Raw genomic sequence first — 25,200 nt, forward strand, 5'->3', positions numbered from 1 at the left:
ACCTCCCGCAGGGCGGGGATGCCCCCGCCTCCGCGCCCCCTCAGATCACTCGGCTGCCATCGCAGGCATCTCTTGCCCGCTGGCCGCCATGATCGCCTTGATGATGTTGTGATAGCCGGTGCAGCGGCAGATGTTCCCTTCCAGGTAATCCCGGATCTCCTGCTCGCTCGGCTTTGGGTTCTCCTTCAGCAGCGCCGTCGCCGACATCACCATGCCCGGTGTGCAGAACCCGCACTGCAACCCATGGTAATCCTGAAACGCCTGCTGCACGGTGTTCAGCGATCCGTCCTCATTGGCCATCGCCTCGATTGTCGTGACCTCGGCACCCTCGGCCTCGGCTGCGAACATGGTGCAGGATTTCACCGCCTCGCCGTTCACATGTACGATGCAGGCACCACACTGGCTCGTGTCACAGCCCACATGCGTGCCCGTCAGGCGCAGATCCTCGCGCAGGAACTGCACCAGCAGGGTGCGCCCCTCAACCTCGCGACTCACGGATTTCCCGTTTACCGTCATTGCCACTTTAGCCATGAAACCCTCCCGTAGATTTCTCAAAATTTGGTTTTGTATCGTTCCAGTGCCGCAGTTCCGCAGATATCCTCTTAGGAGACCATGCGTTTGAACCAGCCCTTTTTCTTGCCGTCATCGGTTTCGGGTGCCTCTTGCGGGTCAGCAGGGCCTTCGACCGCTTCCTGAAAGTTCTGAAAGAACTTGTCGGCCATGTTCTTGGCAAAACCGTCGATGATCCGGCTGCCCAGTTGCGCCAGCTTGCCGCCCACGCTCGCCTCGACATCATAGCTCAGCAAAGTGCCGTTTTCCGACGGCTCCATGCGCACCTCAGCGCCGCCCTTTGCAAAACCGGCAGCGCCGCCCTTGCCCTCTCCTGACAGTTTCAGGCTGTTGGGTTCATCCCTGTCCGAGATTGTGACAACCCCCTTGAAGGTCGCCTTGACCGGCCCGACCTTCTGGGTCACCACCGCCTCGAACCCCTCATCGGCGCTGCCGCTCATGTCGGTGCAGCCCGGCACACAGGCCTTCAGAACCTCGGGGTTCAGAATGGCGGCCCACACCACCTCGGGCGCGGCCTTGATCTCTCGGGAATCGCTCATTTTCATGGGTGCCGTCCTTTTCTCTGGTCGCAGCCTATGCAGTCTGACACATCCGATATATTAGACCAATGGCCTACGAACGCAGGCATCACCGCCGTTCAGGAGACCCCAATGCCGCTGAACTCTGGATCAGACACCAAACCCGTCGTCGCCGTCACCGGCGCCAGCCGTGGCATCGGCCATGCCATCGTGCGGCATTTCTACAAGAACGGCTGGGATGTGATCACTCTCGCCCGCACACCGTTTTCCGAAGTCTGCCCCTGGGCCGATGGAATCGTGCAGCACCTCAAGGTTGATCTCGCTGACACCCAGTCGGTGCTGGACGCCGCTGCCGATCTGAAAAAACTGCTGGACGGGCGCGGGCTGAACGCGCTGATCAACAACGCCGGCATTTCCCCCAAAGCCCCCGATGGCGCAAGGATGAGCGCGATCAAGACGCCCATCGCCACCTTCCTTGATGTGCAGCACGTCAACCTCGTTGCCCCCTTCATCCTCTGTCAGGAACTGCTGGACCCCCTGCGCCAGGCCGGTGGCTCTGTCGTGAACATCTCCTCCATCGCCGCCTCCCGCGTGCATCCCTTTGCCGGTGCCGCCTATGCGATTTCAAAGGCCGGTCTTTCCGCCTTTACCCGCGAACTGGCGCATGAGCTGGGCAATTCCGGTGTGCGCGTCAACACCGTCGCACCGGGCGAAATCCAGACCTCGATCCTGTCGCCCGGCACGGATGAGCTGGTGGAAAGCCAGGTGCCGATGAAACGCCTCGGCCGCCCCGAAGAAGTCGCCGAAGTGGTCTATTTTCTGGCAAGCGAACTGTCCTCCTATGTCACGGGCACCGAAATCCCGATCAACGGCGGCCAGCACACCTGACCGGCGGCGGCCTTGCTGGCGACAAACAGCGGGCCGCTCCGAAAGTCGCAAGCCGGGCCGGGGTTTTCCGGTTTGCCAAACCGCCGCCCGCCTCTATGGTCACTCCAAAGCGCGGCGGATGCGGGGCGATAACCCGCAAGCTCCGCAACGCCTTGGCGACACAAGGGAATGCGGGATGAGCACAGGCCTCTCGGTCACATCACTCAGCTACAGCTATGGCACAAAGCGGGCGCTCAGCGATGTCTCCTTCGACGTGGCACCGGGCCGCTTTGCCGCCCTGCTGGGCCCCAATGGCGCGGGCAAATCCACGCTGTTCTCCCTTCTCACCCGCCTGTTCACCACCCGCGATGGAACGATCCGCATCGCCGGGTTCGACATGGCGAAAACGCCCCGGCAGGCGCTGCAAAAGATGGGCGTTGTCTTCCAGTCCCCGACGCTGGACCTCGACCTCACAATCCGCCAGAATCTCAATTACTTCGCCGCGCTGCACGGACTTTCCGGGCGCGACGCCCGCGCGCGCATCGACCACGCGCTTGAGCGGCTGCAGATCCTCGATCGTGCCCATGAAAAGGCCCGCAACCTCAACGGCGGCCACCGCCGCCGCACGGAAATCGCCCGCGCCCTGATCCACGCGCCCTCTGTCCTACTGCTCGACGAACCCACCGTCGGCCTCGATGCGGCCGCCCGCCAGTCGATCACCGACCACGTCCACCGCCTGTGTGCCGAAGAAGGCCTGACTGTCCTCTGGGCGACCCACCTCACCGATGAGGTGTTCGATACTGATCAGCTGGTGGTCCTGCATCAGGGCCGCATCAGGGCGCAGGGGGATTGCGCCGCTCTGCGCGGCGATGCCCCGCTCAAGGACTACTTCCTCGCCACCACGGGCATCCCGGCATGAAACCGTACCTGACCGCCCTGCGCGCTATCACCCTGCGCGAAGCCCTGCGTTTTGTGCATCAGCGCGAACGCTTCGTTGCCGCCCTCGTGCGCCCGCTGGTCTGGCTGCTGGTCTTCGCCGCCGGCTTTCGCGCCGCTCTGGGCCTGTCCATCATCCCGCCCTATCAGACCTACATCACGTACGAGACCTATATCATCCCGGGCCTCTGCGGCATGATCCTGCTGTTCAACGGAATGCAAAGCTCGCTCAGCCTGGTTTATGACCGCGAAACCGGCTCGATGCGCCTGCTGCTCACCGCGCCTTTGCCGCGTGGTTGGCTGCTGTTTTGCAAGTTGCTCGGCTCCACGCTGATCTCGGTGCTGCAGGTCTACACCTTCCTGATCATCGCCCATCTCTTCGGGATCGAGGCCACGCCGCTCGGCTATCTCGCCGCCCTGCCCGCGCTGCTGATTTCGGGGTTGATGCTCGGCACGCTCGGCCTTGCGCTCTCAAGCTTCATCAAACAGCTGGAAAATTTCGCCGGTGTGATGAACTTCGTGATCTTCCCGATGTTCTTCCTCAGCTCCGCGCTCTACCCGCTCTGGAAGATGGCCGAAAGCAGCTCGACCTTACGCGACATCTGCGCCGTGAACCCCTTTACCCATGCAGTCGAACTGATCCGCTTCGCACTCTATCTGCAGTTCAATCTCGGCGCGCTGCTCTGGACCCTGCTTGCCACATGTGTCTTCATGGCGCTCGCCCTCTGGGGCTATGACCCCGCGCGCGGCCTCACCAACCGCAAGGGCTAAACCGCCCACCGAATCAGATCCCCAGCCATACGGTTTCCATACGCGACCCATATGGGTGCCATGTCCCGTTCTGCGCCGCAGGTCCCCGGTTTCATCTGCCCCAAAATATCCTCGGGGGGCCTGGCCATAGGCCAGGCGGGGGCAGACAGCCCCCTCTGAGCTCAAAAAAAAATGCAGCGCCAAAAGCTCACCTTGCTCAAACATCACCGTGCCCGAAAATCACCGTTCCAATAAATCAACGCGCCCGGAACAGGCCCCCCAGGATCCCGCGCACGATCCGCCGCCCCGTGGTGCCGGTCAGCTCCTTCATCACCATGCGCCCCATCGCTTCGCCAAATCCCGATGCCTGCCTGCGCCGCACCGGCTCCGTTGCGCCGTCCCTGCGGGACCCGGAATACCGCCGGGCTGCACGATATTCCCGCGTTCCACCCTCTTCGAAAGGCTCCGCTGATACAGCCTCTGCCGCCAGCACCGCTCGCGCAGCCAGTATCTCATAGGCCGACTCCCGGTCCAGCATGCGGTCATACTTTCGACCCAGATCAGACCTTGCGATCAGCGCCGCTCGTACCTGCTGATCCAGCGGACCCAACTGCGACGACGGCGGGCGGATCAGCGTGCGCTGCACCCTGCCGGGCACGCCCTTGTCCTCCAGAAAAGAGGTCACAGCCTCTCCCACACCCACCTCTCGGATCGCTGTTTCCGTGTCAAAGGCCGGGTTCTCGCGATAGGTCTCTGCGGCCATGCGCAGCGCCTTGCGGTCGCGCGCCGTGAACGCCCGCAGGGCGTGCTGCACCCGGTTGCCCAGCTGCCCCAGCACATCCTCAGGGATGTCATCAGGGTTTTGCGTCACAAAATACACGCCCACCCCTTTGGATCGGATCAGCCGCGCCACCTGCTCGACCTTGTCCACAAGGGCCTTGGGCGCATCGTCAAACAGCAGATGCGCCTCGTCGAAAAAGAACACCAGTTTCGGGCGCTCCGGGTCACCAACCTCCGGCAATTCCTCAAACAATTCCGACAGCAGCCACAACAGGAACGTCGCATACAACCGGGGCGCAGCCATCAGCGCCTCTGCCGCCAGAATGTTGATCTGCCCGCGCCCGTCCGCACCCACCCGCATCAGATCCGCAAGGTCCAGAGCAGGTTCCCCGAACAGCTGCGCGCCGCCCTGATTTTCCAGCACCAGCAGACGCCGTTGGATCGCCCCCACGGACGCGATCGAAATATAGCCATAGCGCAGCGACAGCGCCTCACGGTTTTGCCCGACCCAGACCAGCAGCGCCTGCAGATCCTTAAGGTCAAGCAGCGCCAGCCCCTCTTCATCCGACAGGCGAAAGGCGACGTTCAGGATGCCCTCCTGCGCCTCGGACAATTCCAGCAGCCGAGAGATCAGCAGCGGCCCCATCTCGGCCAGGGTGGTGCGCACCGGATGCGCCAGCTTTCCGAAGAGATCCCAGAAGGTCGCCGGAAAGGCGCTGTAGGCATAGCCCTCAAACCTGATCGTCGCGGCCCGTTCGCTGAAGGATGTATGGGGCTTGGACAGCGGCGATCCCGCAGCGGCGAGCCCGGACAGATCCCCTTTGACGTCGGATAAAAACACCGGCACGCCAGCGGCCGAAAACCCCTCTGCCAGGATCTGCAGGGTTACGGTCTTGCCAGTCCCGGTCGCCCCGGCGATCAGACGGTGACGGTTGGCATATTTCAGGCGCAGCCCCTGCGGATCGTCCTGCCGCGCCCCGCCACCACCGATATAGATTGCCCCAGCTATGCCCTGCGGATCCTCTTCGCTCTGCCCTGCAGCAGCATAGTCTTTTAACCATTCTCTGTCAGATTGAAAAAAGTCCGGTGCCACATGTCCTGTTTGGGATCGGGCGGACTTCCTCCCTGTCAGACTGGCCGCGCCTTTGGGCGCGGCTTTTTTTTTTTCGCAACCGTCGGGTTTGCGCAAGGATCAGGCCGCAAACACGCGCCCCGCCAGACTGGCCACCTGCGTCCGACACAACCAAAGGAAGATTTATATTTCCAAAAATACCTCTAAGGGGTCCTTGTGACGCCACACTGACTCTGATCCGCGTCATGTGGCTGTCATATCGAAAGAATCCCTGTTGACCGGTTCAGGCAGTTCTCGTAACTTTGCGATCATAAAATAGTCGGCCGGTCCGACAGGGAGAGACGAGGGGAAAGGGGCCGCATGGCCCCTTTTCTTTTTCGCGCCGCCATTCCTTTTCCCTCACGGCCTGCGCGCAATTTTTTGCCGTTCCTAGCGATAACGTGCTCAGTTTGCGCCTGACACTCCACCCCGACCGTGGTAACCGCCAGATATAATACTGACCGGGCTCGAGGAGCTTACCTGATGACACGATCCATTCTTCTTCTTTCCACTCTGGCCATTCTTGCGGCGCCCATGTCTTGGGCTCAGGACACGGCGGCCCCCGCTGCGGATGCGCCTGCTGCAACGTCTCCAGCCACCCCCGAAGCTGCGCAAGTGCCGCCGAACAATGTGCTCGACACAGGTGAGCCTGCCGATTCCGGGGCGACAAATGCCGCTCAGGCCGACCAGACTTACACCAAGAACAAGTCCGGCGCCTGGGATGTTCAGTGCCTCAAGGTCGAAGAGGGCGAAGAGCCCTGCCAGATGTATCAGCTGCTGAAAGACGGCAAAGGCTCCAACGTTGCCGAAGTGAGCCTGTTCAAGGTTGATGGAAGCTCCGAAGTCGCCGCTGGCGCCACATTCGTCGTGCCGCTGGAAACGCTTCTGACACAAAAACTGACCATCGCCGTCGATACAGGCCCGGCCAAACGCTATGACTTCTCGTTCTGCACGCAGGTCGGCTGCTACGCCCGCGTCGGCTTCACCTCTGCCGAAATGGCCGCGTTCAAGGCTGGCGTCGCCGGCAAGGTCACCATCGTTCCCGCCCTTGCGCCGGATCAGAAGGTGACGCTGGACATGTCGCTCAGCGGATTCACCGCCGCCTACGACCAGATCACCTCGATCAAGCAGTAAGTGATCCTCGGTCGGGGCGGTTTCGCGCCCCGACCGTCAAGATAAGCATCCCGTCACGACAGCCAGACCGTCACGACGCCTTGATGCCGTCCAGCACGGCCCGCGCCGCCCGAATGCCTGGCGACTCTCCTCCCAGACCCAGCCTGTCCATCGTCAGCGCCATCGCCCGCGCCTGATCCTGTGGTGCATTCAGCACCCGCAGCAGCGCCTGTGCGATCGGGCCGGGCAGGCAATCCTTGCCGATGAATTCCGGCACAGCCCGGGTTTCGGACACGAGATTGACCAGCGTCACCGTATCCACCTTCAGCAACCGGCCAATGATCTGGCGGCTGATCCAGTTCATGTCATAGGCAATCACCATCGGCGTGCCCGCCGCCGCAAGCTCCAGCGACACGGTGCCCGACGCCGCCAGCGCCAGATCTGCCGCCGCAAAGGCGCTGCGCTTTTCCAGCGCCGCATCACCCGACGTCTCACGCGGATCCAGCACGATGGGGTTGCCGGGCCAGTCGGCCACGAACTCCTGCACCAGCCCCGCCACGGGCGCTGCCGCCGGCAGCACAAAGCGCAGATCGGGACGGGACTGCGCCACGATGCGCACCACCTCCCCGAACACCGGCGCCAGCCGCGTTACCTCGGACCGGCGCGATCCCGGCAGAACCAGCATCATCGGCGCATCGCCCAGCCCCTGCGCCGCGCGGAACCGCGCTACATCCCCGGCCTCAGCCTGCAGATCCGTCACCACCGGATGGCCGACAAAATCGCAACGCATCCCGGCGGCTTCCATATAGGGCGGCTCGAACGGGAACAGCGCCAGCACCTGATCCACATGCGCCGCCATCTTGGCCGCGCGTCCCGGACGCCAGGCCCAGACGGTGGGCGCCACGTAATGCACCACGCGAATGTTGCTCGACGCCTTTACCAGCTTGGCGACCCGCAGCGAAAATTCCGGCAGATCAATGGTGATCAGCACATCGGGTTTTTCGGCGATGATTGTCTCTGCCGTTTCACGGATCCGGCGTTTCAGGCTGCGATATTGCGACAGTATCTCGGAAATTCCCATGACCGAAATTTCGTCCATGTCGAACAGACTTTGCAGCCCCTGCTCGATCATCCGCGGCCCGCCGATCCCGCGAAAGCTCAGATCCTTTGGCCCGATCTCGCGCAGCCCCATCATCAGCGCCGCACCCAGCTTGTCGCCCGACGGCTCACCTGCAATGACAAAGACCCGCATCAGCGACCCGCCTCTCGCGACCACAGGAACAGCCCCGCCCGGTCCAGATCCGCCAGCATCCGCGCGCGGTCCAGAACGATCACGCCCTCCGCCTCGATCACAATGCCCGCCAGCCCGGCACGCGCCACACCGGCCACCGTGTCGGGGCCAACGGTCGGAAGGTCGGCGCGCCGGTCCTGCCCAGGCTTGGGCGCCTTAAACAAGAGGCCACGCCGCTGTCCATCGGTGCCCGACAGCCAGTCCGCCGCGCCCTCCAGAATATCACCCGCGGTATCCAGCGCCCAGCTGAACGGATCAGAACCACCCTCAGCGGGCGGCACCTCGCGCAACCGCGCCAGCATCGCATCGGTGCCGGCATCATCCTCGCGCAGCACAACGCGCCCCTCTATCACCACGCAGGCCTGCCCCAGATCGGCCCGCCCCATGGCGGCCAGGGCAAGGTCTCCGGCATAGGCGTCCCCTTCGCTGCCCTCGGGGGGCTGCAGTTTGGTGGGACTGCCCGCAGACATCAGCAGATCCGGCGCTGCCTGATGGGCGGCCAGTACCTCCAGCCCCTCTGCCTCGAACAGGCCAATGACCGCGCGCAGCGCACCGTCGTCGCCCGCGCGCAGCGCATCGCGCAGCACCGGCACAAGGGGCATGGTCAAATCGTCAATCTGGGACAGATCAATCTCGGGCCGTCGGATCGATCCACACAGGCAAACCTGAGTGATCCCGCGGCGGTGCAGCTCGGCCAGCAAGGACCCCAGCGTTTCAAGCCGAAAGGTCACATCCGCCGCCAGTCCGTCCGGCGCATACCCGTCCAGCGTGCAGACAAGGGGCCGCATTTCCTGCGCCCCGGCCACTGCGGCGGGCAGCGCGCCCCGCCCTGCGATCAGCGCAAGCACCGCGTCAGCCCGGGGTCAGGAAATGACGATCGGAATCAGCCAGGATAAAGGCGACGATTTCGCGCACATAATCGCTTTGCGTTTCATCCCCCAGCCGCTTGGCGCGCTCCTGGAACGATCCCTCGCCCTGCGCCAGCATCTGGAATGCGGCCCGCAACGCGGTGATATCCGCGCGCGACACACCTTTGCGTTTCAGCCCGACCAGGTTCAGCCCGTCCAGCACACCGCGCGGAGCCTGCACAAGACCGTAGGGTATCACGTCATTGGTCACCATGGTGACCGCGCCGATGATCGCGCCGCGCCCGATGCGCACCCATTGATGCACACCCGACAGCCCGCCGACAATCACATCATCCTCGATGATGCAATGTCCGGCCAGCGCGACAGAGTTGACCAGAATGACCCGGTTGCCCACCTGCACATCATGCGCCACATGACAGCCCGCCATGAACAGCCCGTCATCGCCGACGCGGGTCACTCCGCCGCCGGCGCCGGTGCCCGCATGCATGGTCACATGTTCGCGGATTCGGTTGCGCGCGCCGACCTCAAGCCGGGTCTTCTCGCCCTTGAATTTCAGATCCTGCGGCACCTCGCCGATCACGGCAAAGGAATAGATGGTGCAGCCCTCACCAATCACCGTGTCACCAGTGATCACCACGTGGCTTTTAAGCGTCACCCCGGCGCCCAAACGGACCTCTGGGCCGATGTGGCAAAACGGTCCGATCACGCAACCATCCCCGATGATGGCCCCGTCCTCGATCACGGCGCTGGGATGAATTTCGCTCATTTCGGCAGGTCCATCATCGCAGTGAATTCCGCCTCACAGGCCAGCTCGCCGTCAACCTCCGCCACACCCTTAAACTTCCAGACCTTGCCGCCTGCCTTACCGCGCAGGGTGGTCAGACGCATCTTCAGCTGATCCCCCGGCACCACCTTGCGGCGGAACTTGCAGTTATCGATGCCCATGAAATAGATCAGCATTTCTTTGTCGGCCAACTCCAGCGTCACACCAACCATCACGGCCGAAGTCTGGGCCATCGCCTCGACGATCGTCACCCCCGGCATGATCGGCGTGCCCGGAAAGTGACCCTGAAAATGCGGCTCGTTCATCGAGACATTCTTGATCCCCAAAGCCGAGGACGTCCCATCAATCTCGACCACCCGGTCCACCAGAAGGAACGGATAACGATGCGGCAGAATCCGCTGGATCAGCTGGATATCTGCGCTTTTCAGGGTGTCGGTCATGTGGTGTCCTTTGCTTTTGGCTGCCCGGCCTTTTGTGCCTAGCAATCCAGCGCCCCGGGGGCAAGCGTCTCGCCAGACCGCTCCTGATCAGGGATGAGGCGGGATAAGATCGCTGCCGTCCCCGATGGCAGCATCAATGCGGCGTATTGCGGTGTCGGTGATATCCACCTCGTCGGCGCTGACGATCACGATGCGCCGCTCCACGATCAGGGCCGCGCCCGTCTCTTGCAGGATGGCGAAAATCTCGGACCGCGCGGCCTGAATGAAGACCCGGCGCGCGTCTTCGTTGAAACTGTCAAGGGTCTTGGCCTTATCGTCCTGCGCCGTCCGGAAGGACTGAACCTTTTCATCAAAGGCATCGGCCAGCGCACGAAACGCCGCAGGGTCCATGCCCGGGCGCTTGTCGGTCAGCTTCTGCTCTTCGACCGTCAGTTCCGCCGTGATGCGTTCGTTCTCCGAAACCAGGTCAGTGCGCATGGCCTCAAGCTCCTGCTGGACCCGGCGCCCAAAGGCGCTTTCAGCATAAAGTCTGTCAGATTCCAGCGTCAGTATCGGGCTGCTCAACTCTCCAGTGACCAAAGGCGTGTTGAACACAGGCTCCTGCGCAAAAGTCGCCACTGGCAAAGCCAGCAGCGACAGGATCGTCACAAGACGCGCAAGGCCCCCCCAACCAGGCATCAGAACCTGGACGAGATGGTCAGTTCGAATTCCTGCGGCTTGTCATACTTTTCCTTCGCCAGCGCATGGCTGAAGTTGAACCGGAGCGGGCCAATGGCTGTGTCCCAGAACAGCGACAGACCCACAACCTGACGGGCCGAAAAGTCATCGTAGATGACGTCGGCATTGACCTTGTCCAGATCCCAAAGCGATCCGATGTCATAGTAAACACCGGCGGAAATGCCGTATTCATCCGGCAGACCCACCGGGAACTCCGCCTCAAAACGCGCGACGGCAAACAGGTTGCCGCCAAGCGCATCATCCACATCAGTCGTTGAATTGCGTTCACGCGGGCCGATGCCACCAGATTCGAACCCGCGCATGACCGAGGATCCCATAAAGAAACGGTCCGTCACGCGGCTGCCGCCATTTGCGTAGTTGATCGATCCGCCCTCAAGCGTGGCACGCAGGGTGACCTCTTCGCTCATCACCATCTTTTGCGCGACCGCGCGTACGTTTGTGCGCACAAAGCTGGTATCGCCGCCCAGCCCGCCAAAGTCCTGCCCAAATTCCAGCAGAATACCGGCGGTCGGATCAAGCCCGCTGCGACGGGTGTCATAACTCAGCGTATAACCCACGGAACTGTCCCAGCGCGCGCCTTCAAGCGTTTCGGCCGTGACCAGCTCGCCAACATCAGAACTGGCGCTGGTGATATCGGAATACTTGGCGGTATAGCGCAGCGCGAGCTTGCCACTCTCTGAAATCGGAAAGGTCAGCGAGGGTGAAAAACGGCCGATGGTGGTGTCGTAATCCGAGTTGTCGTTGTTGGTCTCGGTATAGGAAAGCCCAATACCGAACGCCAGATCGCGCCCCAGAACAGCCGGTTCGTTAAAACTGAAGGTATATGACTTGGACGACGAGGCCGTGTTGAAGCCCAGACTGATGCCTTGCCCGCGGCCCAGGAAGTTGCGCTCGCGGAATTCGATCGCCAGACCGAAACCGCTGGACGATGAATAGGAGCCGCCAAAGCTGATCGACCCTGTAGGCTGCTCTTCGACATTCACATCCACGATGACCTGTTGCGGCGTTGATCCTTCGCGCGCATTGACATCGGATGTGGTAAAGAACCCCAGCGCGCGGATACGCTCGGCGCTTTCGCGGATCTCGCGCGGGTTGAACGGGTCCCCTTCCACAACCTTGAACTGGCGGCGGATGACGTTGTCCCGCGTCGTTGTGTTGCCTTCGATATCGATGCGTTCGACAAAGATGCGCGGCGCACGGGTCAGCTGGAATTCGATGTTCAGCGACAGATCGCGTTCGTTGCGGGTGACGCGCGGATCGACGCGGACAAAGTTCAGCCCCTCTCGGATCGCCAGACGTTCCAGCCGGGCAATCTCGTTATCGACCTGCGCCGGGGAATAGACCTTGCCGGTTTTGAGGCTGATCTCATTCTGGAACGCATCCACATCCACATCGGGCAGATCGGACGACACTGTGACCTGACCGAATTTGAACTGCTGACCTTCCTGGACGTTGAATGTCACGAAATAGCCGTCGCGTTCCTGGCTCAACTCGGAATTCACCCCTGTGATGCGGAAATCGACATAGCCGCGCGAGGAATAGAAATCCTTCAGCACCTGCTGGTCGAACTGCACCCGGTCCTGGACAAAGGTATCGGAGGAGATGATCGCCCGGAAGATGCCCGCCTGTTTGGTGTTCAGCACGCGGCGCAGGCGCCGGTCGGAATACTTTTCATTGCCGACAAAGCCGATGCGCTCCACCTCGGTCACGCCGCCTTCGAACACCTCGAACACCAGATCGACGCGGTTGTCTGACCGGCGAATGACCTTGGGTTGCACCCGCGCGGCCAGACGGCCCTGCTGCACATAGCCTTCGGTGATCAGCTTGGCATCCGCCTCGGCGATGCGCGGGTTGAACACGCGGCGCGACTGCGACTGCACGATCTGGCTCAGTGCATCGTCATTGATCCGGTTGTTGCCTTCAAACGCGATCGAATTGATCGTCGGGAATTCAACCACACGGATCACCAGCTGGTTGCCCTGCGGCACGATATCGACCGTCTCGAACAGACCCGATGCAAGGATGCGCTGATAGGCATCGTTCAGCTCTGCGGCGGACACACTCTGACCCCGGGCGATTCCAGCATAGCTCAGGATGGTGCCCTGCTCGATGCGCTGGTTGCCTTCGACCTGCACGTTACTAAAACTGTAGGACTGCGCCCTCGCGGTGTCTGGCAAAGCCGTGAACCCTACTGCCAAGGCAACAGAGAGTGCACCGGCCATCTGCCGTGTGCGGGCCTTGCTGTTGCGCTTGCGCCGCTCGAACGCTGCCGGTTTATCGGTCATTCTGCCATTCCATTCAAACATCCCACTCGCGACGTGAGTATCGGCATTGGCGAAAGTTGTCAAAAGCCTCTGACAGGGAATTCGCGCCTTTGTGCCGTCGTTTTCGACGCTGCGTGCCGTTGAAAGTCGCCCGCGCCGAAAACCTGCTCGAAAAGGGCTGCATTGCCCCATGAAAAACGCCGCGGCCGTGGATACGGGCGCGGCGCGATGTCCTTGCGTCACTCAATGCTCAGGGCTCAGGGGCAGAAGATATCGTTCGACAGCGAAAACACCATCAGGCCCAGCACCAGTGTCAGACCGATCGACATCAGAACCTTCAGCGCAAGGTCGCTGGGCGGACGTCCCGACACAGCCTCGAATGCGAAAAAGCACAGATGCCCGCCGTCCAGCACCGGCACAGGAAACAGGTTCAGCAGGCCCACCGCCGTGCTGAGCACCGCAATGAACCAGATAAAGCTGGCCGTACCGGCACTCGCCATCGCGCCCGAGGTTTCGGCAATGCCGATGGGCCCCGACAGGTTGCAGGTGCTGATCGCGCCCGTCACCATATGCCACAGTCCGGAAAGCGACCCTTCGATGATCGTCCCGGTCTGCCCGACCGCCGCCGTCAGTGCATCCCACGGCCCCGGCGTCACGGTTGCCGGCTCAAAAAAGATCCCACCGGCGATGCCGATGCGGTACACCTTGCGGAAACTGTTGTCCGCCTGCGGCTCATCCGTCGACCGGGGCGTCAAGGTCATGGCAAGAACCTCCCCATCGCGCCAGACCTTCAGATCCAGCGGCGCCCCTTCCGAGGTTTCAACCTCTTGACGCAGCTGGTCAAAGGCAAAGATCGGTGTGCCATTGATGCTTTGAATGACATCCCCCGCCCGCATGCCGATGTCGCTCGCGGCAGAGCGCGGCACAACCTGACCGGCCAGCGGCGGATAGACATAAGGGCCGGTCACATCCCGTTCAGATCCGTCGCGCAGCACAGTATAGGTCAGCTGCTCCTGCACCGGCAGATTGTCCAGAAAGCTGCTGAACGCCACCGGATCGTCAAAGGCGGGCGGCACATTTCCTTCAATGGCGGCAATCTCATCGCCGATCTGCAGCTCCTGCACCGCCGGCAGCGGGCGCAATTCACCCACCGTCAGCGGTTCAGACACCACCCCGCGCAGCAGGAAAATGCCGGTAAAGACCACAATAGACAGCATAAAATTGAACATCGGACCCGCCGCAACCGTCGCCGTGCGCGCCCAGAGCGGGGCCCCGTTCATCGTGCTGCGCCGCTCTTCCTTGGAAAGCGCCGACATTTTGGCCTGATCTGTGCCGCCAGACGGATTGCTGTCGCCCTTGAATTTCACATAGCCGCCAAAGGGCAGCAGCGCGAACTGCCATTGGGTGCCGCGCTTGTCCACGCGCGAAAACAGCACCGGCCCAAAACCCAGCGAGAAGACTTCGGCATGAATGCCCGACCAGCGCCCGACGATGTAATGGCCGTATTCATGAATCGCCACGATCACCGAAAGGGCAACGACAAAAGCCAGCAGCGTCCACAGAACGCCCCCGAACTGCGGGATCAATGTGGTCATGTCCAAAGCGTCTGCCCTTATCCGTTTGTTATGTAGTCGTCAGCGGTTTCTCTAGCGAGATGGTCCGCATGCCTTACGTTATCAAGGGAAATCGCTGCATCTAAGTTACCGGGATGGGCCGAAAGCCTGCTCAGCACCTCTTCGACCACCTGCGCCATCTGCAAAAACCCGATGCGCCTGTCGATGAAGGCGTCCATCGCCACCTCCTTGGCCGCGTTGAACACGGCACCACAAAGTCCCCCCGCCTGCATCACCTCACGCGCCAGCCGCAGCGCGGGCCAGCGCAACTCGTCCGGGGCGCGAAAGGTAAGCGCACCGATCTTTACCAGATCCAGCCGTTCCACCGGCAGATCGCGCCGTTCGGGATGATGCAGCGCATAACCGATGGCATGGCGCATGTCGCTGGGCCCAACATGGGCCATCAGCGCGCCGTCGCGAAACCCGACCAGCGCATGGATCAGCGATTCCGGATGCACCACAGCTTCGATCTTGGCCGGGTCGATCTGGAAAAACTCACGGGTTTCAATCAGTTCAAGAGCCTTATTGAACATCGACGCCGAATCTATGGTGATGCGCTGGCCCATATCCCAGTTGGGATGGGTCGCCGCCTGTTCCGGCGTTGCCTGCGCCAGCTGCTCCATCGGCCAGTCGCGGAACGCACCGCCGCTCGCAGTCAGGATGATGCGCTCCACATCCTCCATCCGCTCGCCCACAAGCGCCTGAAACACTGCGGAATGTTCGGAATCCACCGGCAGGATCGTGCCGCCATGGGCCTTGGCCGTGGCCATCATCAGCGGCCCAGCACAGACCATGCTTTCCTTGTTGGCCAGTGCAAGCGTCGCGCCCTGCTGTAACGCCATCAACCCCGGCGCCAGCCCCGCCGCGCCGACAATCGCCGACATCACCCAATCCGCAGGCCGCGCCGCCGCCTCGATCAGTGCCGCCTCACCTGCGGCAACCTCGATCCCGGATCCAGCAAGGGCCACGCGCAGATCGTCCAAGCAGTCCGCATAGGCGGTCACCGCCACCTCGGCCCTCAAATTCCGTGCATCTTCTGACAGTTGCGCGACGTTCCTGCCGCCGCTCAGCGCAACTACATGGTAGTCCTCCGGCGCGCGGGCAATCAGATCAATCGTGTTCTGTCCAATGGACCCGGTCGCGCCAAAGATGGAAACCCGTTTCATGGTGTTCCCGTCGGCAACCCGACCATCTGGCCCACGATCACGATGAACAGCGCAGCACCCAGCATCCCGTCAAAGCGATCCAGCAATCCGCCATGCCCGGGGATAAGGTTTGAACTGTCCTTTACCCCGGTGCGCCGCTTGATTGCGCTTTCGGCGATGTCCCCGATCTGGCTCGCCATAGCGACCGCTATGCTGATGCCCATCAACCCCGGCCCTGCCGGGGTCAGCGTGGCAAACGCCAGGCCGACCAGCGCCGCACCAACCCAGCCCGCCGCCGTGCCCGACCAAGTCTTTTTCGGGCTGACGCGCGGCCAGAACTTTGGCCCGCCGATCAGCCGACCGGCAAAATATCCCGCGACGTCCGTCACCACAACAACAATGACCAGCCAGGCCATCCAGGTCAGGCCGAAATCATCGCGCAGCCCCATGAGGCCATAGCCCGCCAGCATGATCGCTGCCGTAAACACCGCATAGGTGACGCCGCCCCGCTCCATCCGGCCCAGACCCACCATCGACGGCACCATGATCAGCGGCAACGCAAAGGCCACAGGCACCTCGATCGCCAGCGCCAGCGCTGATCCTGCGACAACCGCCAGCACGAGCGAGGATTTGCTACGCTTGGAATCCAGCATGCAGACCAGTTCCCAAACCATGACAGCGCAGATCAGAACCGTCAGCGCATGAAACCACACCCCACCCAGCCAGATCGTAAGAAGGCCAATGGCCACCATCGTCACGGCCGAAATAAGCCGCGGCATCAGATCGTCCCAGCGTGAACTGCTCATGCCTTCACCGCGCCGTAACGTCGATCTCGCGCGCCATAAGCCTTGGTCAGCATACCAAATTCCTCGGCGCTGAAATCAGGCCAAAGCGTATCGACGAATTCATATTCCGCATAGGCCGACTGCCACAAAAGAAAGTTGGAAATACGCGCCTCTCCGCTGGTGCGGATAACCAGATCAGGGTCGGGTAAAACATAGGTATCCAGATACTTTGGCAAGGTTTCTTCATTCACGCTGTCAGGACACAGCTTGCCCGCCGCCACATCCTGCGCCAGCCGCCGCGTGGCACGCGCCACCTCGTCCCGGCCGCCGTAATTCAGCGCGATGGTCAGGTTCACCCCGGTGCAATGTTCGGTATAGGTTTCCATCTCGTCCATCAGGCGGATCAGCTTTGCATCCAGCCGCACCCGGTCCCCAATGAACCGCACACGCACATTTTCCTCGCACAGTGCGCGGGTTTCCTTGGCGATATAGCGGCGAAACAGGCTCATCAGACCGGCAACCTCGGTCTGGGTCCGCTTCCAGTTTTCGGTCGAAAAGGCAAAGATCGTCAGATAGCGCACCCCTAGATCGGGGCAGGCCTCGACCAGTTCGCGGATGCGCTTGGCCCCAGCGTGATGCCCGAACAGCCGCGGTCGCCCACGCTGACGCGCCCAGCGACCGTTTCCATCCATGATGACGGCGACGTGACGGGGGCCATTGCCCTCGCGGATCGGTTTGGCCATCACGGCCCCCCTTTCGGTCAGAACCGATTCAGACCTGCATGATCTCGGCTTGCTTGCTCTCAAGCAGTTCGTCCACTTTGGCGGTATAGCTGTCGGTCAGTTCCTGCACGGCGGATTCCCAGAATTTCTGATCATCCTCGGACAGTGAATTGTCGACCTTGGCCTTCTTTATCTGATCCATACCATCGCGGCGCAGGTTGCGCACGGAAACCCTCGCACTTTCCGCATATTGCGCGGCAACTTTGGTCAGCTCGCGGCGGCGTTCCTCGTTCAGCTCGGGGATCGGGAGCATGATGATCGTGCCGTTCAGCTGCGGGTTGATGCCCAGACCGCTGTTGCGGATCGCTTTTTCGACCTTGCCGACCATCGCCTTGTCCCAGACGTTGATCGTGACCATCCGGCTTTCTGGCACGTTGACCGTGCCGACCTGATTGATCGGGGTCATCGACCCATAAGCATCAACCATGATGGGATCCAGCATCGAAGATGCGGCCCGTCCTGTCCGCAGAGATGCGAATTCGGTGCGCAGGTTCGCCATCGCGCCATCCATCCGGCGTTTCAGGTCATCGGTATCAAGTTCAAAGTCATCGGCCATCTGCTCTGTCACTCTCTGGCAATTTCGTTTTCAGGGGGTTTAGAGCACCCAAAAGCGCAAGTACAGTCCGAGGGTGCATTTCCATCAAACCCGGCTGCTCAGTCCATGTCGTCAAGATGCCTGCGACGCATCCGTTGAAGCACGACCGCACCCAACACCAGCGTGATCGCGGCCGAGGTCACCAACCCCGCCCAGTCACTCACAATTTCCACCAGCTCGCCCAGGTTCGCGCCAAAAACATACCCAAGTACGACATAGATCGTGACCCAGACCGCCTCGCCCGCAGCATCACAGGCGGTAAACCGGGTCCGGGACATTCCGACCGCGCCCGCCGTCAGATTCATCCACGGCCCCAGAATCGCCACCATCCAGGTTGAAAAGAACACACCAACCCCGCCCCACCGCGCCAGCCCCTTACGCGCCCGCTCCAGCAGCTTCGCGCGTTTCGGGTTCTGCCTCAGCCGCGCCAGCACCGCAGGCCCGCCACTGCGCCCGATCTGGAATCCCAGCTGATCCCCAGAGATCGCCCCGCAAAGCGCCGCCAGCACCACCTGCCACAGCACAAGATCACCCGAGGCCGCAAAGGCGCCCCCGGACAACATGACCGCAAAGGTGGGGATCGGAATGGCAAGACAGGACAGGAATGTCGCCACAAAAATCACAGGAAGTCCGTAGCCCGACACATAGCCAAGGAACATCTCAGTCATTTGGCAGGATCCCCGCCTCAGGCTTGATCCCGGTGTCCGCTTGGGCCCGGGCGTCTCGGATCGCCGCCTTCAGCCCGGTGATCATCTCGTCCAGATCACGCCCTTGCCGCTCGGCCATCGTGGCCAAGCTGACCGCCCGTTCCCCGCCCTGCGGCATGGGGCCAAGAGCGTCGATGACGACCTCCCTTGTCACATCCCAGTGCTTTGCGACAAAGCGCGGGGTCATCCAGCCCTCGATCGGGCGGTTGGGCAGCCCCGCATCGGACCAGAGCAGCATCGACAGGGTCAGGCGCACCAGAAACACCGCAGTCACGCTCAGCGCCACACCAAAGGCCAGGGTCAGAACGGCGTGTCGTTTCATGAACTGCTTCATCGCCGCCCTCTACCTGCCAGCCTCGCCCTTTTATCGGGGCGTGGTATCTAGCCCTGCACCCGCGTATAGGTCCCCTGTCCTGCCAGGATGCCCTTGAACCCGCCCGGCTCGTCCAGCGAAAAGACGATGATCGGCAGCTTGTTGTCCCGCGCAAGCGCAATGGCCGTTGCGTCCATCACCTTGAGGTTTTTGGCAAGGCAGTCATCATAGCTCACCGTTTCATAGCGCACGGCGTCGTCATGTTTCATCGGGTCCTTGTCATAGACGCCGTCCACCTTGGTGCCCTTGAAGATCGCCTGACAGGTCATTTCATTGGCCCGCAGCGTCGCAGCAGTGTCGGTGGTGAAATAGGGGTTGCCCGTGCCGGCGGCAAAGATGCAGACACGCTTTTTCTCAAGATGGCGCACCGCGCGGCGGCGAATATAGGGCTCGCAGACCTGATCCATCGGAATGGCGCTGATCGTGCGGGTGTGGATGTTAAGCTGTTCCAGCGCCGCCTGCATGGCAAGCGCGTTCATCACCGTGGCAAGCATCCCCATGTAATCGGCGGTGGTCCGCTCCATTCCCTGCGCGCTGCCCTGAAGGCCGCGAAAGATGTTGCCGCCACCGATCACCATGCAGATCTCAACGCCCATATCATGTACGGACTTCACCTCGCGGGCGATCCGCTCGACTGTTGGCGGATGCAGACCAAACCCTTGGGGACCCATCAGCGCCTCCCCGGAAATCTTCAGCATGACGCGTTTGAAGGTCGTCTCGGGAATCTCTGTCTGGGCCATGTTGCGCTCCGTCGGGTGTCAGGTTTAGGATCAGGGGCATAGATGTCCCAATTCCGGTTCCGGGGCAATGCCGCGCCGCAGCTTGGACATCAAAACAGGCAAAACCCTATCTGACGTGTCCAGAGCAGAGGCGCGCAAGGGAAAATGGAGGACACAGAAGTGACCCCGCCAGCCGCCCTCGACCTGTCCCGCCTGGACCCGGACCGTCCGGTCCTGATCGCGGGCGCCACGGCGAGTGGCAAATCCGCGCTGGCCCTGCGCATCGCGCGCGAACAGGGTGGCGTCATCGTGAATGCCGATGCGATTCAGGTCTATGACAACTGGCGCATCCTGACCGCCCGCCCCTCTGAGGAAGAGGAGAAACAGGCCCCGCACGCGCTCTACGGTCACATCCGCGGCGATCTGCCCTATTCCGTCGGCGCCTGGCTGCGCGATGTGGCGCCGCTGCTGAAGGGCCCGCAACGGGTGATCATCACCGGTGGCACCGGGCTTTATTTCACCGCCCTGACCGACGGGCTGGCTGATATCCCAGCAACCCCGCCCGATCTGCGCGCCCGCGCCGATGCGCTGCTGCGCGATCACGGGCTGGATGCGCTGCGCGCCGAACTTGATTCGGACACCCTGTCGCGAATCGATACCCAGAACCCTATGCGCGTGCAGCGCGCCTGGGAGGTGCAGACCCTGACCGGGCGCGGGATTTCCGCCTGGCAGGACGACACGCCACCACCGCTGCTGCCGCTCGAGCGCGCGCAACCCTTCGTGGTCGACTTGGCCAAAGAGGATCTGAACACCCGCATCGCGACCCGTTTCGCGCAGATGGTCTCTCAGGGCGCCCTAAGCGAGGCCCGCGCCAATCTTCCCGATTTCGATCCGGCCCAGCCATCGGCCAAGGCCATCGGCGCGGCCGAACTTATCGCCCATCTTCAAGGCAGGTTGCCGTTGGATCAGGCAATAGACCGCTCAACCATTGCCACACGCCAGTTCGCAAAGCGACAGCGGACTTGGTTTCGCGCCAGAATGGGCGCATGGACCAGAATATCACCGGACAGGCCCAGAGCATGACTCAAAGACCCACCTTTCTCAGGACATCACGCATGAACCAGGGCGCGCCACACGACGCAGGCGACATCCGCTGTCAGTCCATTGCGCAGTTTTCGCAAGGCGCCTCCTGGCGGGTGAGCTGTCTGCACGATCTTCCGCGCGATCTGATGATCTGGATCACCCGGGGTCAGGGTCGCGTGATCATCAACGGCGTGCGCCGCGGCATCGGCACCCATAACGCGATCTTTTTGCCCGCAGGCACCCTGTTCGCCATCGACCTTGGCCCGCAGGGTTTTGCCCAGGTGATCGAAAGCCCGCCGGGCCTGACTGACCGCCTGCCGACAGCGCCGGTGCATCTGCGCGTCCGCGACAGCCTTGCCCAGGCCGAACTCACGTCCGAGGTCGAGGCCATGCAGCGCGAGTTGTCGCGCGAACGCCCGCTGCTTCAGGACGCGCTAGAGGCGCATGTGCGCCTCATTGCCGTCTGGCTTGCCCGCCAACTGGCCAGCGGCAACAGCGACACGCCCAGTGACACCGCTGAACAGCGTCTGGTTCAGAAGTTCTCCGCGCTCGTTGTGCGCGATTTTCGCGCCGACCGCGCCATGGCCGATTATGCCGAGGTGCTGAATATCGCGCCGACAGAGCTGAGCCAGATCTGCCGCGACTGCTGTGGCAAGACCGCCGCCGAAATCCTCACCGAACGCCGCCTCTACGAGGCGCGCGTAATGCTCTCTTCCCCGGACCCGACGATTCAGGATGTGGCCCACGAACTTGGCTTTCAAAGCGCGGCCTATTTCGACCGGTTCATACAGACCCACACGGGCCAGACCCCCAGCGCCCTGCGCGAGCATAGCATTGGCGCGGCCTCGCGCTGAAGACACCGCAATCGCCGCGCGAAACTTGCGCGCCAACAGCACCAAAGGGTTCGCGACTGATCGGACCAACCAGCATACAGGGCCGTTTCCAATTGAAAACGCCCCTTTTTGACACTGATTTGTGCAAACATCCGCCCAAACCCGTACCGGAACTGCAGATTGTCCTATGTAACCCTAACGATCGGAACAGCGGCCAGTCAGAGCAAAGATCGCGCGCCACCCACAACACCCGCGTGCGAGTGAACTGAATGTCTCAGAGGGAGAGCACCGTGACCCAACCGACAGACAGCCAGCAGGTGCATCCTGCGGCGCAGATGTATGCCGAAGAGTTCAGGACAGGCCAGCTCGACCGCCGCGAATTCCTGACCCGCACCACGGGACTTGGCCTCAGCGTTGCGGCCGCCTATGCGCTTGGCGGCCTTGGCAGCCCCGCACAGGCCACACCGCAAGTGCAGGACGGCGGCACGCTGCGCATTGAAACCTATGTGCGCGCACTCAAGGACCCGCGCACCGCCGACTGGTCCGAGATTGCGAATTTCACCCGGGGCTGGCTCGAATACATGGTCGAATACAACCGCGACGGCACCGTGCGCGGTATGCTGATCGAAAGCTGGGACGCCAATGACGACGCCACCGAATACACGCTGCACCTGCGCCCCGGCGTAAGCTGGAACAACGGCGACCCGTTTAACGCCGATGATGTGGTGCGGATGCTGAACTACTGGTGCGACAAGTCGGTCGAGGGCAATTCCATGGCTGGGCGCATGTCCACCCTGATCGACGCCACCACAAACAAGCTCATCGACGGCGCGGCGGAAAAGATCGACGATCTGACCGTAAAGATCACCCTGCCCGCCCCCGACATCGCGATCATCGTCAACATGGCCGACTACCCCGCAGCGGTTGTCCATGCCAGCCACGACCCCGAAACCATGCTCACCAACCCCATCGGCACCGGCCCCTTCCTGCCCGAATCGCTTGAGGTCGGGATCAAGGGCGTGCTGGTCCGGAACACCGGTCATGACTGGTGGGGCGCGACAGCCGACGGCATCGGCGGCGCCTATCTCGACCGGATTGAATATATCGACTATGGCTCGGATCCCTCCGCCTGGATCGCCGCGATCGACTCGGACGAGGTGGACATGCTCTACCAGAACGTCAACGAATTCATCGAAATCGCAGATGCCATAGGGTGGGAGAAATCCGAAGTCATCACCGGCTCCACCGTTGTGGTGCGTTTCAACCAGCAGACGCTGGTCAACGAAACCGCGCCCTATGCGGACGTGCGGGTGCGCAAGGCGCTGCAGATGTCTGTCGACAATGCGATCTGCCTGGAACTCGGCTATGCGGGTCTGGGCGTCACCGCTGACAATCATCACGTTGCCCCCGTCCATCCCGAATATGCCGACATCGGCCCGACCGAGCTGAATCCCTCAGGCGCTGTCCCCCTGCTGCAAGCGGCCGGAATGGCCGATTTCGAACACGAGCTGATCACGCTTGATGACGGGTTCACCAAGAACACCGGCGATGCCGCGGCCGCCATGATGCGCGATGCCGGAATCAGCGTCAAACGCACAGTCCTGCCCGGATCGAGCTACTGGAACGACTGGGCAAAATATCCCCTGTCGGTCACCGAATGGGTCCACCGCCCGCTGGGCGTGCAAGTGCTGGCGCTGGCCTATCGCTCGGGCGAGCCATGGAACGAGGCGGGGTATGCCAATTCCGAATTCGACGCAAAGCTGAACGCCGCCATGTCCATCGCCGATGCGGACAAGCGCCGCGAGGTGATGGCAGATGTGGAAAAGATCCTGCAGGACGACGCGGTGATCATTCAGCCTTACTGGCGCTCTTTGTTCCGGCATTTCCGCCCCGGCGTGATCGGCGCCGAAATGCACCCCAGTTTTGAGATACACCCCTACAAGCTGGGCTTTGCCGCCTGACCGGTTCCGGGGCCGCAGGACGCTGCGGCCCTGTTGCATCTCAGCGCATCACCACCGATGCGCCGCCCTGCGCCCAGAGCGCCGCGCCATTCAACAGAACACTGACCCCTGGTTATAGGACCGTTCATATTTCGGCGGCTCTGGATCATGCTCCTGACCGCGTTGGCGCTGACCTTTGTCGTCTTCTGCCTGACCAACATCACTCCGAACCTTGGAAAGCTCGCGACACGCCAGGGCAATTTGCGCATGACTGACGCACAGGTTGCCACATGGCTTGGCAACCGCGCCTATCTCGACCCCAACGTCACCAGATATGGCCAGTGGCTGGGCGTTTTGTGCGCGGCCACGTGATCACCAGCACCGATGGTGAAATCCATGCCCGCTGCGCTCTGCCCGGACAGCCTGTCGATCAGGCCGCCCGCTACTGCGGCATCCTGCAGGGCAACTGGGGGAGCTTGAAGGTGTTCACGCAAGGCGTCGAACCTCATCATCGCTACACGCCTTGCCCTGACGGCCAAGCTGATGTTCTGGCTCTTTACAGGCCTCTGTGGCGCGCTCGATCTGGTGGTGCCCCATGACGCGCTGCAACAGGTCCCCACGATGAAGAACAAAACGCCCGGCACCTCGTCACCGGGGCGTTTGATGTCTATCCTTATTACCTGCTGGACGGCGACAACCTCGCCCGCGATGTTTTTTCCCGCATGGTAAAGGGTGCCTCGGAGGTCGTGCAGATCGCCCCGCTCGCGACGCTCTTTACCTTCATGGTCGGCATCACCCTGCACATGGCGGCCGGTTTCTTCGGCGGGCGGCTCGAAACGGAGCGGGCCTGCGCTGCCGACCTCATCCTCGCCTTTCAGGTGGTCCGGCTGGTCATACCCGAAATCCTCGCCAGCGGCATTCCGAACAACATGGCGATGGTGGCGTTGGTGTTCCCGCGGGCCTTTGTCACCGTGCTGCTGAACGCACGCGACCACACACGGCACAAACCTTCGCACGCCGATGCTGATCGATGTGCTGAGCGTCCTCGGCTGGCCCTACCTCTCGCTGATCTCGCAAAGCGGCGCACCCATCTAGATCCCCCTCGGCTTTGCCGATCTGTTAGATGTGCCGGGCGGCATCCTCGTGGTCTTTGTCTCGGTCGTCTTCGTCAAGGCGCCCACAATGTTCCGCATCGTGCGAGGCCTGACGCTCCAGCTCAGGACCCGCGATTATGTCGCCGCCGCCCAGACCCGGGGCGAAGGTCCCTGGTACATCATGCTGTGGGAAATCCCGCCCAACACCCGTGGCCCGCTGATCGTCGATTGCTGCCTGCGCATCGGCTACACAACGATCCTGCTAGGCACGCTCGGCTTCTTCGGCTTTGGCCTGCTACCCGAATCGCCGGGCTGGGGCACGACGATCAATGACGGGCGGCGCCTGCTGTCGATTTATCAGCACCCCGCTCTGGTGTCCGCCGTGTCCCTGCTGTCGCTGATGCTGGGCCTGATCCTGCTGGCGGATGGCCTGCACGAAGGTAGCCTGAAAGACTGAGCCGCCGGACCGGGGGGCCAGCCCCCCGGACCCCCCGGGATAT

General features: G+C 62.2%; 25 protein-coding genes and 1 pseudogene. 9 read left to right on the plus strand and 17 right to left on the minus strand.

The window, feature by feature from the left end; genetic code table 11:
- Window positions 1-45: 45 nt before the first annotated feature.
- Both P775_RS14450 and P775_RS14455 read right to left on the minus strand, forming a co-directional pair.
- Window positions 46-531: a (2Fe-2S)-binding protein gene (locus P775_RS14450; protein ID WP_099911642.1), complete on the minus strand. Its 486-nt coding sequence runs from the start codon at window positions 529-531 to the stop codon at window positions 46-48.
- A 71-nt stretch (window positions 532-602) separates the two neighbouring features.
- Window positions 603-1,115, minus strand: a complete 513-nt coding sequence (locus tag P775_RS14455; protein ID WP_099911643.1) for an SRPBCC family protein — start codon at window positions 1,113-1,115, stop codon at window positions 603-605.
- A 105-nt stretch (window positions 1,116-1,220) separates the two neighbouring features.
- Here P775_RS14455 and P775_RS14460 point away from each other — a divergent pair, with 105 nt between their 5' ends.
- The 3 genes from P775_RS14460 to P775_RS14470 all read left to right on the plus strand — a co-directional run bounded on the left by P775_RS14460 (window position 1,221) and on the right by P775_RS14470 (window position 3,662).
- Window positions 1,221-1,976 carry an SDR family NAD(P)-dependent oxidoreductase gene (locus P775_RS14460; protein WP_180287448.1) on the plus strand — a complete coding sequence of 252 codons (756 nt, stop codon included), beginning with the start codon at window positions 1,221-1,223 and terminating at the stop codon, window positions 1,974-1,976.
- Between the two features lie 175 nt (window positions 1,977-2,151).
- A complete protein-coding gene (locus tag P775_RS14465; RefSeq protein WP_099911644.1) occupies window positions 2,152-2,874 on the plus strand; it encodes an ABC transporter ATP-binding protein in 723 nt (240 codons plus the stop codon).
- Window positions 2,871-3,662 carry an ABC transporter permease gene (locus P775_RS14470; RefSeq protein ID WP_099911645.1) on the plus strand — a complete coding sequence of 264 codons (792 nt, stop codon included), beginning with the start codon at window positions 2,871-2,873 and terminating at the stop codon, window positions 3,660-3,662. The genes P775_RS14465 and P775_RS14470 overlap by 4 nt, the downstream gene beginning before the upstream one ends.
- 235 nt (window positions 3,663-3,897) lie before the next feature.
- Here P775_RS14470 and P775_RS14475 read toward each other — a convergent pair whose 3' ends face one another.
- Complete coding sequence (locus P775_RS14475) at window positions 3,898-5,430, minus strand: helicase HerA-like domain-containing protein (protein WP_099911684.1); 1,533 nt, start codon at window positions 5,428-5,430, stop codon at window positions 3,898-3,900.
- Between the two features lie 585 nt (window positions 5,431-6,015).
- Here P775_RS14475 and P775_RS14485 point away from each other — a divergent pair.
- Entirely contained in the window at window positions 6,016-6,666 is a 651-nt protein-coding gene (locus P775_RS14485) for an invasion associated locus B family protein (protein ID WP_099911647.1), read from the plus strand.
- A gap of 70 nt (window positions 6,667-6,736) precedes the next feature.
- On the opposite strand, the gene lpxB is transcribed toward P775_RS14485, so the two are convergent.
- The 14 genes from lpxB to pyrH form a co-directional block, all read right to left on the minus strand.
- Window positions 6,737-7,897, minus strand: coding sequence for a lipid-A-disaccharide synthase (gene lpxB, locus P775_RS14490; RefSeq protein WP_099911648.1), 1,161 nt, complete (start codon window positions 7,895-7,897; stop codon window positions 6,737-6,739).
- Window positions 7,897-8,784 (minus strand): LpxI family protein, encoded by an 888-nt coding sequence (locus P775_RS14495; RefSeq protein ID WP_099911649.1) that lies wholly within the window; start codon window positions 8,782-8,784, stop codon window positions 7,897-7,899. Before P775_RS14495 ends, lpxB begins: the two co-directional genes overlap by 1 nt.
- 4 nt (window positions 8,785-8,788) lie before the next feature.
- Window positions 8,789-9,571, minus strand: coding sequence for an acyl-ACP--UDP-N-acetylglucosamine O-acyltransferase (gene lpxA / locus P775_RS14500; RefSeq protein ID WP_099911650.1), 783 nt, complete (start codon window positions 9,569-9,571; stop codon window positions 8,789-8,791).
- On the minus strand, window positions 9,568-10,029 hold the full coding sequence (gene fabZ / locus P775_RS14505; protein WP_099911651.1) for a 3-hydroxyacyl-ACP dehydratase FabZ: 462 nt from the start codon (window positions 10,027-10,029) through the stop codon (window positions 9,568-9,570). The genes lpxA and fabZ overlap by 4 nt, the downstream gene beginning before the upstream one ends.
- 87 nt (window positions 10,030-10,116) lie before the next feature.
- Window positions 10,117-10,707 (minus strand): OmpH/Skp family outer membrane protein, encoded by a 591-nt coding sequence (locus tag P775_RS14510; RefSeq protein WP_099911652.1) that lies wholly within the window; start codon window positions 10,705-10,707, stop codon window positions 10,117-10,119.
- Window positions 10,707-13,052: an outer membrane protein assembly factor BamA gene (gene bamA / locus P775_RS14515; protein ID WP_099911653.1), complete on the minus strand. Its 2,346-nt coding sequence runs from the start codon at window positions 13,050-13,052 to the stop codon at window positions 10,707-10,709. The genes P775_RS14510 and bamA overlap by 1 nt, the downstream gene beginning before the upstream one ends.
- Window positions 13,053-13,288: 236 nt before the next feature.
- The gene (gene rseP, locus P775_RS14520) at window positions 13,289-14,632 is read right to left on the minus strand and encodes an RIP metalloprotease RseP (protein ID WP_099911654.1); all 1,344 of its coding nucleotides are present in this window, start codon (window positions 14,630-14,632) and stop codon (window positions 13,289-13,291) included.
- Window positions 14,633-14,643: 11 nt separating this feature from the next.
- Window positions 14,644-15,810: a 1-deoxy-D-xylulose-5-phosphate reductoisomerase gene (dxr, locus tag P775_RS14525; protein ID WP_099911655.1), complete on the minus strand. Its 1,167-nt coding sequence runs from the start codon at window positions 15,808-15,810 to the stop codon at window positions 14,644-14,646.
- Entirely contained in the window at window positions 15,807-16,595 is a 789-nt protein-coding gene (locus P775_RS14530) for a phosphatidate cytidylyltransferase (RefSeq protein ID WP_099911656.1), read from the minus strand. The genes dxr and P775_RS14530 overlap by 4 nt, the downstream gene beginning before the upstream one ends.
- Window positions 16,592-17,317, minus strand: a complete 726-nt coding sequence (locus P775_RS14535; protein ID WP_099911657.1) for an undecaprenyl pyrophosphate synthase — start codon at window positions 17,315-17,317, stop codon at window positions 16,592-16,594. Before P775_RS14535 ends, P775_RS14530 begins: the two co-directional genes overlap by 4 nt.
- Before the next feature lie 28 nt (window positions 17,318-17,345).
- Window positions 17,346-17,912, minus strand: coding sequence for a ribosome recycling factor (frr, locus tag P775_RS14540; protein ID WP_099911658.1), 567 nt, complete (start codon window positions 17,910-17,912; stop codon window positions 17,346-17,348).
- A gap of 98 nt (window positions 17,913-18,010) precedes the next feature.
- Entirely contained in the window at window positions 18,011-18,619 is a 609-nt protein-coding gene (locus P775_RS14545) for a DedA family protein (RefSeq protein WP_099911659.1), read from the minus strand.
- The gene (locus P775_RS14550) at window positions 18,612-18,980 is read right to left on the minus strand and encodes a hypothetical protein (RefSeq protein ID WP_143520915.1); all 369 of its coding nucleotides are present in this window, start codon (window positions 18,978-18,980) and stop codon (window positions 18,612-18,614) included. Before P775_RS14550 ends, P775_RS14545 begins: the two co-directional genes overlap by 8 nt.
- A 59-nt stretch (window positions 18,981-19,039) precedes the next feature.
- Window positions 19,040-19,771, minus strand: coding sequence for a UMP kinase (gene pyrH / locus P775_RS14555; protein WP_099911661.1), 732 nt, complete (start codon window positions 19,769-19,771; stop codon window positions 19,040-19,042).
- A 144-nt stretch (window positions 19,772-19,915) separates the two neighbouring features.
- On the opposite strand from pyrH, the gene miaA reads away from it, so the two are divergent.
- The 5 genes and pseudogenes from miaA to P775_RS14580 form a co-directional block, all read left to right on the plus strand.
- Entirely contained in the window at window positions 19,916-20,833 is a 918-nt protein-coding gene (miaA, locus tag P775_RS14560) for a tRNA (adenosine(37)-N6)-dimethylallyltransferase MiaA (protein ID WP_099911662.1), read from the plus strand.
- Window positions 20,834-20,865: 32 nt separating this feature from the next.
- A complete protein-coding gene (locus P775_RS14565) occupies window positions 20,866-21,687 on the plus strand; it encodes a helix-turn-helix domain-containing protein (RefSeq protein ID WP_099911663.1) in 822 nt (273 codons plus the stop codon).
- A 248-nt stretch (window positions 21,688-21,935) separates the two neighbouring features.
- The gene (locus tag P775_RS14570) at window positions 21,936-23,627 is read left to right on the plus strand and encodes an ABC transporter substrate-binding protein (RefSeq protein ID WP_099911664.1); all 1,692 of its coding nucleotides are present in this window, start codon (window positions 21,936-21,938) and stop codon (window positions 23,625-23,627) included.
- A gap of 147 nt (window positions 23,628-23,774) precedes the next feature.
- Window positions 23,775-23,978, plus strand: a complete 204-nt coding sequence (locus tag P775_RS14575) for a hypothetical protein (RefSeq protein WP_099911665.1) — start codon at window positions 23,775-23,777, stop codon at window positions 23,976-23,978.
- 162 nt (window positions 23,979-24,140) lie between these two features.
- Window positions 24,141-25,157 (plus strand): annotated as a pseudogene (locus P775_RS14580) (ABC transporter permease); the annotation flags it as partial.
- Window positions 25,158-25,200 lie beyond the last annotated feature (43 nt).

Origin of the sequence: Puniceibacterium antarcticum, from assembly GCF_002760615.1 — a bacterium.
In the GTDB taxonomy this organism is placed as follows: Bacteria; Pseudomonadota; Alphaproteobacteria; order Rhodobacterales; family Rhodobacteraceae; genus Puniceibacterium; species Puniceibacterium antarcticum.

Excerpts from the sequence above, each read along its gene's own strand:
- P775_RS14450 (WP_099911642.1), bottom strand. The coding sequence starts at position 531 with ATGGCTAAAGTGGCAATGACGGTAAACGGGAAATCCGTGAGTCGCGAG.
- P775_RS14455 (WP_099911643.1), bottom strand. The coding sequence starts at position 1,115 with ATGAAAATGAGCGATTCCCGAGAGATCAAGGCCGCGCCCGAGGTGGTG.
- P775_RS14460 (WP_180287448.1), top strand. The coding sequence starts at position 1,221 with ATGCCGCTGAACTCTGGATCAGACACCAAACCCGTCGTCGCCGTCACC.
- P775_RS14465 (WP_099911644.1), top strand. The coding sequence starts at position 2,152 with ATGAGCACAGGCCTCTCGGTCACATCACTCAGCTACAGCTATGGCACA.
- P775_RS14470 (WP_099911645.1), top strand. The coding sequence starts at position 2,871 with ATGAAACCGTACCTGACCGCCCTGCGCGCTATCACCCTGCGCGAAGCC.
- P775_RS14485 (WP_099911647.1), top strand. The coding sequence starts at position 6,016 with ATGACACGATCCATTCTTCTTCTTTCCACTCTGGCCATTCTTGCGGCG.
- lpxB (WP_099911648.1), bottom strand. The coding sequence starts at position 7,897 with ATGCGGGTCTTTGTCATTGCAGGTGAGCCGTCGGGCGACAAGCTGGGT.
- lpxA (WP_099911650.1), bottom strand. The coding sequence starts at position 9,571 with ATGAGCGAAATTCATCCCAGCGCCGTGATCGAGGACGGGGCCATCATC.
- fabZ (WP_099911651.1), bottom strand. The coding sequence starts at position 10,029 with ATGACCGACACCCTGAAAAGCGCAGATATCCAGCTGATCCAGCGGATT.
- P775_RS14510 (WP_099911652.1), bottom strand. The coding sequence starts at position 10,707 with ATGCCTGGTTGGGGGGGCCTTGCGCGTCTTGTGACGATCCTGTCGCTG.
- bamA (WP_099911653.1), bottom strand. The coding sequence starts at position 13,052 with ATGACCGATAAACCGGCAGCGTTCGAGCGGCGCAAGCGCAACAGCAAG.
- dxr (WP_099911655.1), bottom strand. The coding sequence starts at position 15,810 with ATGAAACGGGTTTCCATCTTTGGCGCGACCGGGTCCATTGGACAGAAC.
- P775_RS14530 (WP_099911656.1), bottom strand. The coding sequence starts at position 16,595 with ATGAGCAGTTCACGCTGGGACGATCTGATGCCGCGGCTTATTTCGGCC.
- P775_RS14535 (WP_099911657.1), bottom strand. The coding sequence starts at position 17,317 with ATGGCCAAACCGATCCGCGAGGGCAATGGCCCCCGTCACGTCGCCGTC.
- frr (WP_099911658.1), bottom strand. The coding sequence starts at position 17,912 with ATGGCCGATGACTTTGAACTTGATACCGATGACCTGAAACGCCGGATG.
- P775_RS14545 (WP_099911659.1), bottom strand. The coding sequence starts at position 18,619 with ATGACTGAGATGTTCCTTGGCTATGTGTCGGGCTACGGACTTCCTGTG.
- P775_RS14550 (WP_143520915.1), bottom strand. The coding sequence starts at position 18,980 with ATGAAACGACACGCCGTTCTGACCCTGGCCTTTGGTGTGGCGCTGAGC.
- pyrH (WP_099911661.1), bottom strand. The coding sequence starts at position 19,771 with ATGGCCCAGACAGAGATTCCCGAGACGACCTTCAAACGCGTCATGCTG.
- miaA (WP_099911662.1), top strand. The coding sequence starts at position 19,916 with ATGGAGGACACAGAAGTGACCCCGCCAGCCGCCCTCGACCTGTCCCGC.
- P775_RS14565 (WP_099911663.1), top strand. The coding sequence starts at position 20,866 with ATGAACCAGGGCGCGCCACACGACGCAGGCGACATCCGCTGTCAGTCC.
- P775_RS14570 (WP_099911664.1), top strand. The coding sequence starts at position 21,936 with ATGTCTCAGAGGGAGAGCACCGTGACCCAACCGACAGACAGCCAGCAG.
- P775_RS14575 (WP_099911665.1), top strand. The coding sequence starts at position 23,775 with ATGCTCCTGACCGCGTTGGCGCTGACCTTTGTCGTCTTCTGCCTGACC.